6 protein-coding genes are annotated in these 16247 nt (G+C 55.5%); 1 reads left to right on the top strand and 5 read right to left on the bottom strand.

From position 1 onward, the window contains the following. Positions 1-61: 61 nt before the first annotated feature. The 4 genes from SH467x_RS20580 to SH467x_RS20595 all read right to left on the bottom strand — a co-directional run bounded on the left by SH467x_RS20580 (position 62) and on the right by SH467x_RS20595 (position 11715). A complete protein-coding gene (locus tag SH467x_RS20580; RefSeq protein ID WP_482368968.1) occupies positions 62-4018 on the bottom strand; it encodes an FtsK/SpoIIIE domain-containing protein in 3957 nt (1318 codons plus the stop codon). Positions 4019-4115: 97 nt separating this feature from the next. After that, positions 4116-6554 carry a TFIIB-type zinc ribbon-containing protein gene (locus SH467x_RS20585; protein ID WP_482368969.1) on the bottom strand — a complete coding sequence of 813 codons (2439 nt, stop codon included), beginning with the start codon at positions 6552-6554 and terminating at the stop codon, positions 4116-4118. Between the two features lie 67 nt (positions 6555-6621). Next, a complete protein-coding gene (locus SH467x_RS20590; RefSeq protein ID WP_482368970.1) occupies positions 6622-9606 on the bottom strand; it encodes a DUF1553 domain-containing protein in 2985 nt (994 codons plus the stop codon). 9 nt (positions 9607-9615) lie between these two features. After that, positions 9616-11715 carry a hypothetical protein gene (locus SH467x_RS20595; RefSeq protein WP_482368971.1) on the bottom strand — a complete coding sequence of 700 codons (2100 nt, stop codon included), beginning with the start codon at positions 11713-11715 and terminating at the stop codon, positions 9616-9618. 270 nt (positions 11716-11985) lie between these two features. On the opposite strand from SH467x_RS20595, the gene SH467x_RS20600 reads away from it, so the two are divergent. Beyond that, positions 11986-12417, top strand: a complete 432-nt coding sequence (locus tag SH467x_RS20600) for a YciI family protein (RefSeq protein ID WP_482368972.1) — start codon at positions 11986-11988, stop codon at positions 12415-12417. A 68-nt stretch (positions 12418-12485) separates the two neighbouring features. Here SH467x_RS20600 and metH read toward each other — a convergent pair whose 3' ends face one another. Then, complete coding sequence (gene metH / locus SH467x_RS20605) at positions 12486-16190, bottom strand: methionine synthase (protein ID WP_482368973.1); 3705 nt, start codon at positions 16188-16190, stop codon at positions 12486-12488. Positions 16191-16247 lie beyond the last annotated feature (57 nt).

Genomic DNA, 16247 nt, shown 5'->3' on the forward strand with positions numbered 1-16247 from the left:
ACCAGCTTAAAACAAGAATTGCCCCACTCAGCGAAAGATCGGATTTCGGGCGTGACCGATCTCAGTTGGGTGGGGCTTTTTCGTTTCTAAAAGCTGGCAATGTCTCCCAAGCGAACGGCCGGAATTTGATGGGTTTGCCATCCATTTCGTCTTGAATCAAAGCAACGTGCGGCTCAAGTTTGTTCGCAGCGTTCGAGTCGATCAATTGATTGGAATCGTTCGAGCTCATCTGCATGAGTACCCTCAGCTCCAGATCGCGCATGGATTGTCGGGAAAGCCAACGCGCCAGCGTACCGGCCGAGTCTGCCCATAACCAAACGTGCATCCCTACCGTCGGCCCATCCTTCAACAAATCGGACAAGATGGCATCGGGCATTGGAGACGAACCTCCATCGCCAAATGCGAACTCGTCTCCCTTTCGCAACTCTCGAAATCGGGACAGATTGGCAATGCACAGCAACTGAAGCGGATACCGCTCTTCGGAGTTCTGCAATCGACGCTCCAATTCCGCCTTGCACTCCTGAAAAAACGATTCCAATTCCCTCGTGGAGACGAGTTGGCAGCCCTCCAAGCTCGCGGACCGCTGGAGAACACCCTGAAGGGACGCGTCTTCCGTCCTCGCTCCATTCAATAGGAATACCTTGGCTCCCGCTCCGAGGGAATCTGGGTGAGCTGGTAGCCGTAGGGATTGAACCCCTTGAATGGTTCCTGCCAAGATGCTCGCCGCGACCCGTTCGTCCGGTCCAACCACCGCGATGTTCCTACCCGCGTTGCGTTGGATCCAATGGACAACAGGTGGATCGATGGAAACGCTATCTCCCATGATCATCGGAAAGGCTCCGTCGTTTGACTTTGTCGCATCGCCTAGGAGCCGCTCCACGCTCGGAGCATCCCAAACCGCAGGTCGATGCCCCTCAAAGACGACGCAACGGCCCATCGGATTGATCGTCGCATCATGCGGGATCGGAGCAGACGGGATTTCGTGCAAGTAGCGGAGTTGTGTCTCTTTGTCGATGTAGGCAACCTGGAATCCCTGATTGCTTTCGATGCGTCCGCCCGATTCGTTGTAGATCGCTTGGCCGGAAAACCGAAGCCTCTCCGCCGCCGTGTTGTCTTCTCCCAGAATGAGCATCGCGTCCGAACTGTCGCATTGCAACGCAATTCGAACCGCCATCTGCGCTAAGGTCGTCCGTGGGAGTGAATAGGCCCCCCCTAAGGTTTGCGATGCTAGGACGAGATGGATGCCAAACGATCGCCCCTGCCTAACGATCCGGTCCATGAGCATCGAAGCCTGCTGAGAGATCTTGTCGTCCTCGACAAAAAGCTCTTGAAACTCATCGATCACGATGAGAATGCGCGGCATGCGAACTTCCGGTCGCTTCTTTTCCAAGCTGGGTAAATCCTGGACGCCCCACCCTCGAAACGCCTCGCCGCGCGCATGCATGATCCGATCGATATACTCGAGCGTGCTGACCCCAAACTCTCGTTTGCTTTCAATACCGATAATGTCGGCATGCGGTACCGACGCCTCCGAGTAGACTTGAAACTCGACCCCTTTCTTGAAATCAAGCAACACCAATCGCAACGCGTCCGGTGAGTACTTCAACGCAGCGCTGGTGATCATGGTGTGAAGCAACGACGATTTCCCAGACCCGGTCTTCCCAGCGATCAAGACATGCTGCGCGGTACCAAACCCAAGCTTCATGTGCTGCGTCCGACCAGAAGCGGAAATCCCAAGCGGAATCGCCAGGGAATCGGCAGACGAGCTTTCATGCCGCTCGTCCTTGTGCAACGCGATGGAATCGAATGGTACAACGATGCGACCAATCTCAGAGACATCATCCAATTGGTGAGCCATGATCTCTTTGATTTGTTCCGCGTTCGGCGGTGCATCGAGATGGATCGGAGCCTGCTGAAGATCCTCGTGCCGCCACCTGCCAAGCACCCCTCCATCATTGGGTTCGAATGCGAGATGCAAACCAAACTCTTCCAGCTTCCTGGGATCCGCGAACGATGGCCAAACGTGATTGCTGGATAAACGCAATACCACTCCTACCCCACACCTTCCTCCGGCAGCCAAGATCGAACACAGGGACTGCCACGAACTGTCATCCAGCCCGAAAGGGAACTGATCCCAAACAATCAATCGATACGGGATCGCCATCGGGCCCGCCGTGAGATTGTATTCATATAGATTGGCGTGCTTATCGCGAAGACTCTGCTGAATGATGTCTTCGCATGACCTCGCGATGTTTGCCAATCGATCGGCGATATGAAGTGGCTGCGTCCAGACACGGTCCCCGACCAAACTTGGATCGATATCCGCGAGGGACATCAACCAGGAGACTTTTTTACCAAGCCCCTGTGGATCGATAACGGTCATGCGCATCGATCCCGCGGGCAACGATGTAATCGATCGCAGCAATAGATTGGTTATTACCCTGTCTGTCGCACTCTCGGTTTCTGGAGACCCATGAAGCACCAGCGCGCCATGCGAGAGCAAATCGAACGCAACCGGCCACTCCTCTCCCTCCGCGCGAAGCTTCAAACTGCACTGTGCCGCAGCCTCCGACAATTCGAACTGCAACGGACTCGAACCGATCTTCCAAATCAGATTCTGCGGGTCGCGAGGCCAAGTTCCTTGCTCGAAACTGTCCGAACTCCAATCGGGCTGCGACTCTCGAAAGAAATCGTTGATGCGGGCCATCCAACTGGATACCTTCTCGGCTCCCAGTCGCCAACGATCGGCGTATCGGAGCTGCGCTCGAAGGAACTGATTCTGCAAGTTCTGCACTTCTCCTTCGCGCTCCGCCACCAGCCCCGCGTTCTCCTGCTGAAAACGCTCGTGCATCGACGCGACCTTCGGCTCCCACTCGCGGTGCGTCGATTCGAATTGCTCGCGACGATGGTTCACCAACTCCCATCGGCGCTGCTGTTGACGAGCACGGGTCATCTCGGTGTCCGTCTCAAGCTTCTTTTGCAACGCTTCACGACCTGCTCGATATCTTGTCTCGACACGCTCGAGCGCCGACGCGTGATCTTGTGAAGCCTTCTCAAGGTCCCTTTGATAATTCTGATCGGCCAACTTCGCACCTTGCGAGAGCCATTCCAAAACTTCGGCGTGGAGAGCGTGCAACTCGGGTGCAAATCTTTGCAATGAACGCCCCAAAAGCGGCCTGACCATGTAGTGAAGGATCGCGGTCAACACCAGCGAACCAATCGTGGCGATCAGGATGACAAATAGAATCGGAACCCCAACCCACCAACAAATCGCCGCGGTACCTAAACCAAGGATCGGACCAAGGGCTTGAAAGGCGAGATAGACCGCTCCCTTCGACTTGGCGAACTGCTTGACCCGGCCGATGCTATCCCCCAAGTTGCGTTTGCGTTCCTCGACGGTCTTCGCCAGCCGTTGCAAATCCCGAGTTTGCAGGATTTCTTCTTGGGTGTTCAAGGGGACTGCCCCCTGCACTGGGCCCTGCACTGGCCCCATCGTCTTCCCGGTCTTGAGCAGCATCCATTCGTTGAGCTCCGCGAAGGAACTGGACCAGTAGCGACGCTCGTTCTCCAATTTGGCCCGAATGCTCTCTCGCAATTGAAACGCTGCGGTCTTCGCGCTCTCCAACGACCTGTGGGCTTGAACGGTATCGTCCTCGCGTTGCTTTTTCAACGATTGCTTGTCCGCAACAAACGCCTCTTTGAGCTTCTCAATCGTTCTCTTTTCACTCTCAACAGAAGTGAGGAATTCGCGCTCGGCCCCTTCCAATGCGCGATCAAGCTCCAGATCCCATGTCTCGATGGAGTGATGGGATTGCTCCGCTTGCCGACGGCGCACGGCTTGCTCCTGCTCGGAGTATCGCTCGATCAACTGCCGCCGCTTTTGATCCAATATCTCGGTATCGCTCGACCAAGACCGCTGAAGCAAATCAACGCGTTTTCTCAACCCTCGCAAGGCCCGCAATTGCGAGCGAAAGAATCGTCCATCGGACCGTGACTGGAGCAAACGTGGCCGAGTCATGGTAAAGCAACCTGTCTAGCATGGGAGAAAAGAAAGTAGCCTCGCGCTACATCGCCTTCATTGTAGCACCCCAATGAATACGATGCAGCGTCGATCTTTACGGTAGTTCCACCGTGATCGTTCTCGACGGAATGTCTTTCGCGATGACTTTCCCAAAGTCGACCGCTGCGGCGGCTTCATCTAGGGAGCCACTAAAGCCGACCGTGATCCTGGCCGCATTGCCCGAACCGGACATTTGATGATTCTTCGTTCCGAGCCGAGTCGTTAACTTTTGCACCAGCGAGTTTGGATCAAAACGAGATTTGGATTGAATAATAAAGAGAACCTTACCCGCACCACCGGCGGGAACCGAAGATTGAGGTGATCCCGCACCAAGCTTCCGTGTGCTTTCGTCGCCGAATCCCGCTGACATTTGGGGATCGATGTAATCGGGTCTGGTTTGTGGAGGGGAGTTATCCCTATTGCGACGGGCTTTCACTCGCTCACGAGTTTGCTTCCAACCTTCCGGTGTGTCTTTTGCAGCCTCGGAGGAGTTGGACGCCGAATCGCCACCGCCTGATCTATCGGCAAGATTTTGCGCGCGTGCCCAAGCATTGCTGATTTGATCCGTCATTTCGGATGTCCGATTCAGCGCCGCTGTCGCCCAATAGGCTGAGATCTCGCGCAACGCTGCCAACGCGGTTTCCTTGTCCCCGCGGTCGATCGCCTTTTCATAAGGTGCCATGACGGTCCTGGTAGCGAGAAATCCCTCCGCCGAAGCTTGTTTCAGGAAGCGTTCCGACGCAGGCCAATCCCCTTTGGCTTCATGAACTAACGCGCGAACATAAAGCATCATCGGATCCCTGTAGGTTTCATATAACCTCGTGGCAGATTGGTCGATCACGGGTAGCAAGGATTCAGGAAGTCGCGGTTGGAGCGGGGTCATGACAAACGTCATCACCGCCAGGTCTGCTCCAGGATCTCCCGGATGATGGCGTTGGAATTCAGCGATGAGATGGGCGGCCTCCGCGGAATCACGTTCCAGGGCGTGAGGGATTTTTACCAAATGAACCGTTCGCGATTCCGGGCGTTCGGCAATCCAATCTTTCAGCCATTGTTCGCTCTCGTCGAGCTCTAAGGCATCCTCAGGGGCTGGAGGGAGGTACCAAAGTCGAGGAGTGGGAATCCATTCGTGCGTTATGCTCCGATGTTCCTGTCTTGGGGAGCTTCCATAGATCGATCGCTCCATCTTGCCCTCTTTTTCTGCCCGCTTTAGGAGCTCTGCATTGTTTGGTCTCCCCGAGGGGCCGTTTAACGTGACCCTCCAGTCCTGGAGAAAGATCGATGCACAAACTTGACTTAAAGGAACTTGCCCCATCACATTGACTAGATCGACTAGATGAAGTCCATCCTCCTCTGGCTCCAGTACGAGCAGCATGTATCCGAAACGAGGTGGCAAAAAAGTGAAAGTATCGGGAAATTGGGAGTCTCTCCCTTGCTTGCGGCCCTGAACGGGGAACTTCAGCTCCGGTGCAGCCTGCTGCAATTCCTCCAAGGTGATGACCTTGATATCCTTTTCTAGCTTATCGTACGAGATGAATCGCTTTAGGGGGGAATCGGGATCGGCGTAGTACCGAAGCAGGACGGCAGGCTGCCCCATGAACTTTGACTCGCCAAGCACGCGCCAATGTCGAAACCGATCGTCGTAAGGTGTGCTCTCGAATAATTTGGTCGAAAAGTGAACGAGGGCTTTTCCTCCCGGAACATGTTGCATGATGGCCTCGTAGGAAGGAGTAGGGCCCTCTAGTTGACGCTTGTCAAAGCGTCGTTCCGACATCATGCGAATCGCCGCATTCGACCACCCTTGTTTGGCATAGTTTGCAAACTTCTCCGCGATCTCTAGCGAAGTCAAACCGACTGTTGGAATAAGCGTGTAGGTTTCAGCGGAAGCGGAAAGTCCCCAACTAAATGGAAGCTTGGGCATACCCATTTCGCCACCATCGGATTTTGCGAGAGTATACGCACCATCATGCACCCGATTCCCCCGGAATATCAGAGTGGGAGTAGTCTCCTTGCCCGAAGCGTCGATGGTTTCTTCGGATTCGGCCGTGGAAGTCGTGCTGCGAGTTGAGTTTGGAGTTGGTGCTACGACGACTGACTCTGCACTTGTTACGTCTGAGTTGATTTCAACCGGAAGAAAAGAGCCTGCGAGAGAGGGATCTCGGAACAAGTAATAAACGAGCCCCGCCGCGCTACCGAGAAACACAAACCCACCGACGACGAGCCCTATTAAAAGAACAAGCGTTGTTGGAAAGGGCTTTTTCACCGGATTTCCATAAGGCGCAAGGCGAGCATGGGTACTCGCTACACCCTTGTAAGGTGGGTTGTCGGGAAAGGTGGGCATCGCATCCCAAGGATTCGACTCTTTCAACGGTTCCGATTCTGGGACCTTGATCAACAAGGCCTTGCCGCATTTAGGGCAAGCCACCTTTTTACCGGATATCGTGGCGTTGGCTTGGAGTCGGGCACCGCATGGACACTGGAATTGCACAGGCATCTGAATTCACAGACCTAAAGAAAAGGCGTTTCGGGCAAAGGAAAAAGGGGACTTCTCAGTCGAACGGTCAGTCTTGGTAACGAAAGTCGACGCTGGCGATGAGGAGAAGGGATAGTCGCTCCCATTCTTCCAACGAATCATTCGCGATGACGTCACGCGACCACTGCACTTCGGCAGGAGTCGCCGGTCGTGACAGAAGCCAACGGAACAACACATGGATTCGAACCTCGACCGACCGGTCTGGAGGGGCTGATGACGCTGTCGGTGCAACCAATTGTTTGGCAATCGACGCTGCACAACTCCGCGTAAACGGACTGTTGAGAATCGCTAACGCTTGGGGAGCAACGGTGCTGACGTAACGCTCCCCGGACGAATAGCTCGGATTGGGACCATCGAACTCGGTGAACAAGGTCGGTAGCGAGTTGCGAAACCAAGGGCCATAGACGGCTCGGAATTGCTCCCTGTGTCTGAAGCCGTAATCTTCCTTGACCGCTTTGAGACTGTTCATCGAGGGAAGGGCCGATAGATCGAGAGAACCGCTCAATCCCAGAAGAGAATCACGAATGGACTCTCCGCTCAATCGCTTCAAATGGCGACGTGCAAAATATTTGTTGTCAGGATCCAACGCGTGATGCTCGGGCATCTCGATTGCAGTGCGCCTATATGCTTCCGACAACAAAATCTCTCGAACCAACCATTTCGTCGACCACCCATGGGCCATGAACTGAGTCGAGAGCCAATCCAGAAGCTCGGTGTGAACGGACGATTCACCCGTCGTACCGAAATTATCAACCGAGGGAATGAGCCCCTCCCCCATCAACCAATACCAAACACGGTTGACATAAACGCGTGCCGTGAGCGGATTCTGTTGGGATGCGATCCATGCAGCCAATTCCAACCGCCCGTTGCTCTCCGCAGACAGGGACGGTGCATCGGAAACGTCGACACATCGCAGAAAGCCTCTCGCAACAACGGGCCCCAGCGAATGTACGGACCCACGCACGTGTATGGGAATATCTTTCGGGTTAGGGAGAGGTACCAATCCCATCGACATGGGACGCTGTGCCAGTAAAGCAGCCGCCTCCTTTGCCTTGCGCTCCAGGTCGGCGATCTCTTTCTTCACCGCATCGCTCTCGCTCTCCGTCAATGCAATTCCGGGTGCGCTCGCTTTGCTGATTCCGGGACTCAGGAATTGCACGGCATCGACAATGACATGGCCATCCGCATTCTCATTCGTAATGGTTACCGTGGCCTTTCCACCTAACTCGAACGTGAACTTGCCTAAGGAATGCCATAGACCGTCGATCTTCGGTGCAGCCCTTTGATTCACGAGAACGACGTCTTCTCCGTTGGCGCTCCAGATGCGCACTTTTGTTTGGGTAGAACGATTCGCACTGGCAGTGTAAGCCATCCGCAACTCGTATTCCCCTGGAGGCAATTCCGCCGGTTCGAAGACAATGGCTTTATTCTCTGCTCGATCGTTGCCGTCATGAACATAGCCGCTCCCCACGTAAGGCTTCACGAAGTCGGATTCCACCCACTTCCCTACCTTGCGCGCGGTCTGCTCATCGAACACCAGACCGGGCAATTCGCTTGGTTTCACAATGCTCGACGACGTAGCAGGAGTGCTCAGCTTTGCCTTGAGGGACTCTAGTTGCTTTTTCCATTTCTTTCCATCCTCTTCGGCTTGTCGAAATCGAGCTTCTTCCGAGTCGGACAAAGGCAACGGACGACGGACCCATTTCGAAACATTGTCGTGCTCGATCCCCTTGGAGGACTTTAAAATACCTGCCAACGCGTAATAGTCGCTGGTCGGAATCGGATCGAATTTATGATCGTGGCAGCGGGCACAGCCCAGTGTCTGGCCTAGAAACGCACGGCCAATAACTTCGATCTGCTCGTCGATGAAGTCCATCTCCAATTGCTTCTTGTCTTGCTCCTCCATATTGGTATCGCCCAGGACCATCATCGTGGTTGCAATCGTCTGCTGCTGACGTTCCTCAATCGATTTTGCCTCCATGAGATCACCGGCGATCTGCTCGCGCACGAATCGATCGTAGGGTTTGTCTGCATTAAAAGAGTCAATCAAGTACTGGCGGTAGCGCCATGCGTCTTCAAAAACCAGTCCGCGCAACGTCAGCGATTCGGAGAATCGAATCACATCCATCCAATGCCTTGCAAAGTGCTCACCGAATCGAGGCGATGCCAACAACTCATCGACCAAACGGTGGTACCGTTCCTCTTCTTCACTGGTCGCCCCTAGCGCAGAGGCCGCCCCTAGCGTGGAGTTTGCCCCTGGCGTGGAGGTTGTCCCCGCTCGAGGATCAACCGAAGCAGTCCAGCGCCGAAGATCCTCAGCAGAGAGATCCGACAGCGGCCTCAATCCTGTCAAATCGAGATGGACCCGTCGCGAAAGAGTCTCGAAGGCTGCAACCGGCGACGGACGGATGGCGTTCTCGCGCTGACTTCGTTCCAAAAACGCATCAATAGGGGAGGCTGCGGTCCCTGGAGGAATCGCGACATCCAGGGCGATCGGTTTGTAAGACCAGTGCGAACGGGCGTCTTCGATCGACATCCCCACTTGAGGCGTGCGTCCCTCCCCTTTCGGAACCCGTGGATCCCAAGCACCCGAGCCGACCCAACGTTGCAAAATCGACAGCTCGGACTCGCTCAGCTTTCCATCGGGCGGCATCCGAAGCTTGGGATTTCGATACGCGATCGCTTCGAGAAATAAACTCTTCTCGGGCGATTGCTCGTCGATGGCAGGACCGGAGTCGCCCCCCTTCGCCCAATCCTGTTTGGAATCCAAACTCAATCCACCACTCACCTCTGTTTCATGCGAGTGGCAGTCGAGGCACTTCTCAATCAGAAGAGGACGCACTTTCGATTCGAAAAAGGTCTCGGCCTCTTTCGCGTCAAGCTCAGCCCGTTCGGCGGCAAGCAGTTCGGGAGCCTGTCCCAACGCCACACCAACAGACGAGAGGACGACGGCTAAGGCAGCGAGAGCGACGGCACCCCGAACGGACACCGACCATGGGACTCGGAAACTCATGCTTCTTCGCTATTTGAGGAGAGATTCAAGGGCTTCGGCTTTCTCAGTTCGACGCGTGGAAAGCAGTTTCGATGCTTCAGCCCCCGCGATGGCCTCAAAGAATTCCTGTCGTTGAGCATCGTCGATGAATCCTTTTTGATAATAGAAATTCACTTCACCCAACTTCCCAAGCTCCGAGATCTTGGTATCGGCCAGCAGCTTCGGCATCCGAGTCTTGACCACGGCATCCTGCGTCAATCGATCGGGAACGGGTTGGAGGGCGATGATCTCCGCCGATTTCTTGGCAACCGACTCTGCGGCGTCCTCGACTCCATCCTCCTCCTTCTTCAACCTCGCCCTCGCAACGGTGACACTCACCAGCGGTTTGGACGACGCAATGACTTTGATCTCCTTCGGATCTTCCGCCAGGTGGAGAACTTTGACTCGAGCCGTGTTGTTAACGATGCCCGTTCGACGATTTAGGATGATCTCGACATCGAACACGATGAGGGCCTCATATCCCGCCTCTTTGGATTTTGCGATCAAGTTCGCTTGCACATCCGATCCGATGTACTCCAGGCATGGCCCCAGAGGAGTCACATCGCCTGGAAGCTCAAAATCTTCAGCGACCCATTGTGGCGACGGCATACGCCCCCCCTGCCCTCCCGGCATCGATCCATTGGATCCAGGACCTCCAAAACCATTCGGTGCACCGGGGCCGAATCCCGAACCAACAGGAAGTTCCTCGCCGGAACCAAACTGCCCGGGTGCGCTTTGCCCGAAGTTGCCGCCACCAGATTCTTGTTCGGACGTTCCCGAAAAGCCACTGAGCCCACTGGCGATCGATCCCACACCGGGCCCCCCGCCCCCTTGCTGAAAGCGAAATGGCTGAAGGGTTGGAGTGCCGCTTTGACTACTGCCGCCTAAGTCCCCTCCTCCAAAACCATTGTTCTCGCCAATGCCAGGTCCACTCCCCGACTCACCATAGAGGTCACCGCCCGAATTGCCAAAGGATCCTGGCACTCCGAACCCGCTGCTGCCAGGCATATTGTTGCCCGGCATGCGAGGCTTCCCTTTGTATGAATTTTCTTGAAACGCGACCGTCCACTTCCCCTCCGAATGGTGCGTCCCGAACGCTTCGATCACGCGGGTCACCAACTCTCCCGCTGCATCGGTGAGGGGCTTGGCTCCGACCGCCAAAGCAGGCTTGGCAGCACCCGGAGGAGCCATGCCTCCCTCCGCTCCATACCCGCCACTGCTTCCCCCTTCACTGCCGATCGCCCCAGGACCCGAACCACCCGCTGCACCTCCAGCACCACCGCCGCTCATGATGGATTGCAGGTCGGTCCCAATGGGCTTGAGACTGGTTGCATTGCTCGGATTATCGAGCACCAGTCCAACAGCGATCTTCATTCCCAACACAGGACGCTTGTTCGCGGTAGACCAACGGTAGAAGTCGGCGATCTTCATCGATTCCGCGTCATCGGACAACAGGGATTGTGCGCTGAGCAAATCGTACGCGCGATTCCAATTACCCGCCTCAAAAGCCAGTTTCGATCGCTCCTGGAATGTCAACATCTTGGGCGCACTGGTGGAACCTCCACCCATCAAACGGGATAGCAACGCCCCCTCCGCTCCCCCCATCCCAGGTAGAAGCCCACCTCCTGCTCGATTTCCTTGCGTTCCATATCCAGGTCCAGCACTGCCGTATCCGGGACCGCCGCTGCCAGACTCCTCGCTACCAGGGGGAACGTATCCCGACTCGCCTCCGTAGGCCCCACCTCCGTTGTAAGCCATTTCCTCACTGCCATAGGAAGAACTGCCGGACTGAGAACCTCCCGATTGCGCACCCGCGGACGAATCGCCAGGATATCCCCCTGAACTGCTAGCTGACTCGCTGCCGTACCCAGCCCCCGAGGAGGACATTTCCAAAGAGGCAGTCTCGCTCCCCCCCGAAGCAGCCCCACCGCCCGAACTTGATTCGGCCCCACCACCCGAACTTGATTCGGAAGGTGTCGAAGAGGTCGCCGCGGTTGAAGTGGCAGGAGCAGGGGGAGTGGGATTGCTTCCGCATCCCGCCGACAACATCCCTAACCCAAACGTTGCGATCCAAGCCCATGAACGTTGCATGGCGTTAACTCCCGTGATTTGCTGAAAACCCTTCCGCGGCAAGCTCCCATTATCCGTCGTCGCAAACCAAATGTCCACACTACGCAACCACCCCTCTCCTCGCCTTTCCCCTGTTTCTTCGTCGCGAGAAAGTCTGGCTCTCGAACCGAACGAACAACGTAATAATCAAGGATTTTCCCTTCAACGTGTCGAAACCGTTTCCCTCCGATCGATCACAATCAATCCCCGAATCGAATCCACTGCATCCAATAACTCCCAAGGAGATAATCCATGCGCGTCGCTGTCTTGGTCAAAGCCACTCCCGAATCCGAAGCGGGACTCATGCCGGACGAAAAACTTATGGCTGCCATGACGGCCTACAACGAAGCGCTCCACGAAGCCGGGATCTTGGTAAGCGGCGACGGGCTCCACCCTACCTCGCGGGGTGTCCGCATTCGATTCTCTGGCGATCAACGTACCGTCATCGACGGTCCCTTTGCCGAAACGAAAGAACTCGTCGCAGGCTTTTGGATCTGGGAAGTCGAATCCATGGAGCACGCGATCGAATGGGCGAAGAAATGCCCTAACCCGATGCCCTCGGATTCCGATCTCGAAATCCGCAAAATCTTCGATGCCTCCGACTTCGGGCCTGAATTCACACCTGAACTCCAAGCCCGCGAGGAACAACTCCGCACGGAACTGGAGTCCCGGACCAGAAACTAATGGCAACTCCTACAACCCGTAGAACCCGCCGCTATCCCCACATGGGCTAGCGGCGATCGAGTTTTGCGCTACGCAGTTTCGTATCCAAGGTTCGGTGCAAGCCATCGTTCGACCTCGCGCAGAGAAGCTCCCTTGCGCCTCGCATAATCGATCACTTGATCTTGTGTCAATCGATCGACTGCGAAGTAACGCGAATCGGGATGACCGAAATAGAACCCGCTCACACTTGCCGCAGGCCACATGGCAAACGACTCTGTTAGTCGGACCCCTACTTGGTTAGGTGCATCGAGTAGTTCGAAAAGGATTCGCTTTTCCGTGTGGTCGGGGCAAGCTGGGTAGCCGGGTGCCGGGCGAATTCCGCGATACTTTTCATCGATCAGTTGCTCATTGGTGAGATTCTCGTCCTGCCCGAAGCCCCAGTCCTGGCGGGCTTTGGCATGAAGCAGTTCCGCGAACGCCTCCGCGAGCCGATCCGCAATCGCTTTGACCATGATCGAGTTGTAGTCGTCGTGCTGGGCGACGTACGCCTGAGCCAACTCTTCCGCTTGGTGCCCTGCGGTTACCACAAACGCGCCGAGGTAATCCTCTCTACCGGAGTCGACCGGGGCGATGTAATCGGCGAGCGATCGGAAATCATTCTGACCCTTTCGCTCCCATTGCTGCCGCAAAAAGTGGAAACGGGTTTTCTCGTGCTTGCGGGTCTCATCGGTGTAGAGGATGACATCGTCGCCATCGGAAGCAGCAGGCCAGAATCCATACACAGCATGAGCCTGCAACGACTTCTTGGCAATAACTTCCTGCAACATCTCTTGCGCATCGTGGAATAGCTTCTTCGCTTCCCCACCGACGTACTCGTCTTGGAATATCTTCGGATACTTTCCTTTGAGCTCCCAAGCCATAAAGAAGGGGGACCAGTCGATGTATGCGGCGATCTCCCCAAGGGGGTAATCGCGAAGCACTCTCTGGCCGAGGAACGATGGACGATCGATTCGAACGCTCGACCAATCGGTCTGAAACTTGCGACCCTTCGCCTCGGCGTATGGCAAGAGCTTCACCTGCCGGTTCTCATAACTCGCTCGCAACTCCGCTTGCAGTTTCTTATTGTCCGATACAAACACATCTTTCTTCGAGCCGCCGCACAAACTCTCAACAACTCCAACGCTTCGCGAAGCGTCGAGCACGTGCACCACAGGTTCTTCGTAGTAGGGAGCGATCTTGACCGCCGTATGCTTTGCCGATGTCGTCGCGCCTCCGATCAATAGCGGAATCGACAGTCCTTGTCGCTTCATCTCTTTCGCAACGTGGGTCATTTCATCGAGACTGGGGGTAATCAATCCTGACAATCCAATCACGTCGACCGAGTGCTTGATCGCCTCTTCAATGATCTTCTCAGCCGAGCACATCACGCCCAAATCGATGACTTGATAGTTGTTGCATCCAAGCACCACGCCGACGATGTTCTTTCCGATGTCGTGAACATCTCCCTTCACCGTTGCCATGAGGACCTTGCCTCGGAACGATTGCTCGGAAAGGCCTGCGTCCCGCTTTTCCTTTTCCATGAAGGGCTGCAGATAACCGACTGCTTTCTTCATCACTCGAGCGCTCTTCACGACCTGGGGCAAAAACATTTTTCCTGCACCGAAGAGATCTCCGACAATACTCATGCCGCTCATCAACGGGCCCTCGATCACTTGCAAACATCGATCGAAATGCTGACGAGCTTCCTCGGTATCCTCCTCGATGTATTTGTCGATTCCCTGAATCAACGCATATTGCAATCGCTCGACAACCGGCTTGCTCCGCCATTCCAGATTCTCGCCAGCGGCCTTCTTCCCCGCCAAGCCTTTGACGGACTCGGCCATCACCAATAATCGCTCGGTCGCATCGGGCCTGCGATTGAGTAGCACATCTTCCACGCGCTCGAGCAAGTCCTTTGGGATGTCTTCGTAGACAGCCAATTGCCCTGCATTGACAATCCCCATGTCCATCCCCGCTTGGATGGCATGGTACAGAAACGCGGAGTGCATCGCCTCCCGAACGACATCGTTCCCTCGGAACGAGAAGGAAATATTGCTGACCCCTCCCGAGATCTTCACGCCCGGGCATTCTCGTTTGATCAAACGGCATGCTTCGATGAAGTTCACGGCGTAGTTGTCGTGTTCCTCGATCCCGGTCGCTACGGTAAGGATGTTTGGGTCGAAAATGATGTCTTGAGGAGGGAATCCAGCCTCTTTGACCAAAAGGTCATAGGCTCGTTTGCATATCCTGGCTTTCTCGGACGTCTCGGTGGCTTGCCCCTTCTCATCAAAAGCCATCACGACAGCTGCGGCTCCATATTGCCGAATCAATCGGGCACGGCGAAGGAATTCGTCCTCGCCATCCTTCAAGCTGATACTGTTGACAATCGCTTTCCCCTGAACGTTTTGAAGCCCTGCCTCAAGCACCTCCCATTTGGAGGAATCGATCATCACCGGGACACTCGCCGCTACGGAGTCTCCTGCGATCAATCGGAGATACCGCGTCATGGCCTCGACGCCATCGAGCAACGCGTCGTCCATGTTGATGTCGATAATAACGGCGCCGTTTTCAACCTGCTGCCGCGCGACCTCGACCGCTTCGTCGAACTGATTGTTCCGAATAAGCTTGGCAAACGCCTTCGATCCCGTGACGTTCGTCCGCTCTCCCACCATGGTGAATTGGGTCTCAGGACGCAGCGTGCAAGCCTGCTGGCCCGATAGCCGAGTCCAGACGATCGGCTCTTGATCCTGCCGTGGCTTCTTGTGCCCGACTCGATTGGCGATCTCGCGAATATGAGCGGGTGAAGATCCGCAACAACCGCCGACGATGTTGAGCCAACCGTTGTCGACGAAATCCTCGATGTAGTCCGCCATCTTCGCCGGCGTAAGATCGTACTCACCCATCGCATTGGGGAGCCCCGCGTTTGGATGGCATGAAAGAGGGATATTCGAAACCTTGGCCAACTCCTCGATATGGGGACGCATGACGTCAGGTCCCAACGCGCAATTCATCCCGACCGATAGCATGGGGAAGTGACTGATGGCGTTCCAAAAACCTTCTACCGTCTGACCGCTTACAAAGGTTCGTCCTCCATTGCTGAAGGTTGCGCTCACCATCACCGGAACCAACCGCCCGGTCTCGTGAAAATACTCGCTGATCGCAAAGAGACAGGTCTTTAAATTCAACGTGTCGATCGCAGTCTCGGGCAACAGCAAATCCACCCCCGCCTCGACCAAATGCTTTACCTGCTCTTTGTAGCTATCGACCATCTCTCGATACGTGACGTCCCGATTGGCGGCATCGTCCACTTTCGTGCTGATCGCAAGCTGCTTGGTCGTCGGTCCAATACTCCCAGCCACGAATCGACGGCGGGACGGATCGACTTTCATCATCCGGTCTGCAGCCTTCCGCGCGCAATCGACCGCTGCGTAGTTCAAGTCCCGAACCAGTTCGAGTGGGAGATCGAACTCGATCATTCCAATCGGACTGGCTCCAAACGAGTTGGTCTCGACGATGTCGGCACCCGCCTCGAAGTACGCGTAATGGATGTTGGAGATATCGTCGGGACGGGTAAGGTTGAGAATGTCCGAGAACCGCGCGAGATCTTTGTGATGACCCGCAAACCGTTTCCCACGCACCGCCGCCTCATCCAGCTTGAGCTGCTGGATCATGGTCCCCATCGCTCCGTCGAGAATGTGGATGCGTTGGCGAATGAGGCTGGGAAGAATCTGAGCTGGGTTTTCAGAAAGAAGCATCGGAAGGAATGGATCTTCAAGGGATCAAATGGGCAATCAAAGTGTGCCACAATTTTA

Origin of the sequence: Brakhagea slesvicensis (genome assembly GCF_052161625.1) — a bacterium.
Taxonomy (GTDB): domain Bacteria; phylum Planctomycetota; class Planctomycetia; order Pirellulales; family Pirellulaceae; genus JBKCUI01.

Excerpts from the sequence above, each read along its gene's own strand:
- SH467x_RS20600 (WP_482368972.1), top strand. The coding sequence starts at position 11,986 with ATGCGCGTCGCTGTCTTGGTCAAAGCCACTCCCGAATCCGAAGCGGGA.
- metH (WP_482368973.1), bottom strand. The coding sequence starts at position 16,190 with ATGCTTCTTTCTGAAAACCCAGCTCAGATTCTTCCCAGCCTCATTCGC.
- SH467x_RS20580 (WP_482368968.1), bottom strand. The coding sequence starts at position 4,018 with ATGACTCGGCCACGTTTGCTCCAGTCACGGTCCGATGGACGATTCTTT.
- SH467x_RS20595 (WP_482368971.1), bottom strand. The coding sequence starts at position 11,715 with ATGCAACGTTCATGGGCTTGGATCGCAACGTTTGGGTTAGGGATGTTG.
- SH467x_RS20590 (WP_482368970.1), bottom strand. The coding sequence starts at position 9,606 with ATGAGTTTCCGAGTCCCATGGTCGGTGTCCGTTCGGGGTGCCGTCGCT.
- SH467x_RS20585 (WP_482368969.1), bottom strand. The coding sequence starts at position 6,554 with ATGCCTGTGCAATTCCAGTGTCCATGCGGTGCCCGACTCCAAGCCAAC.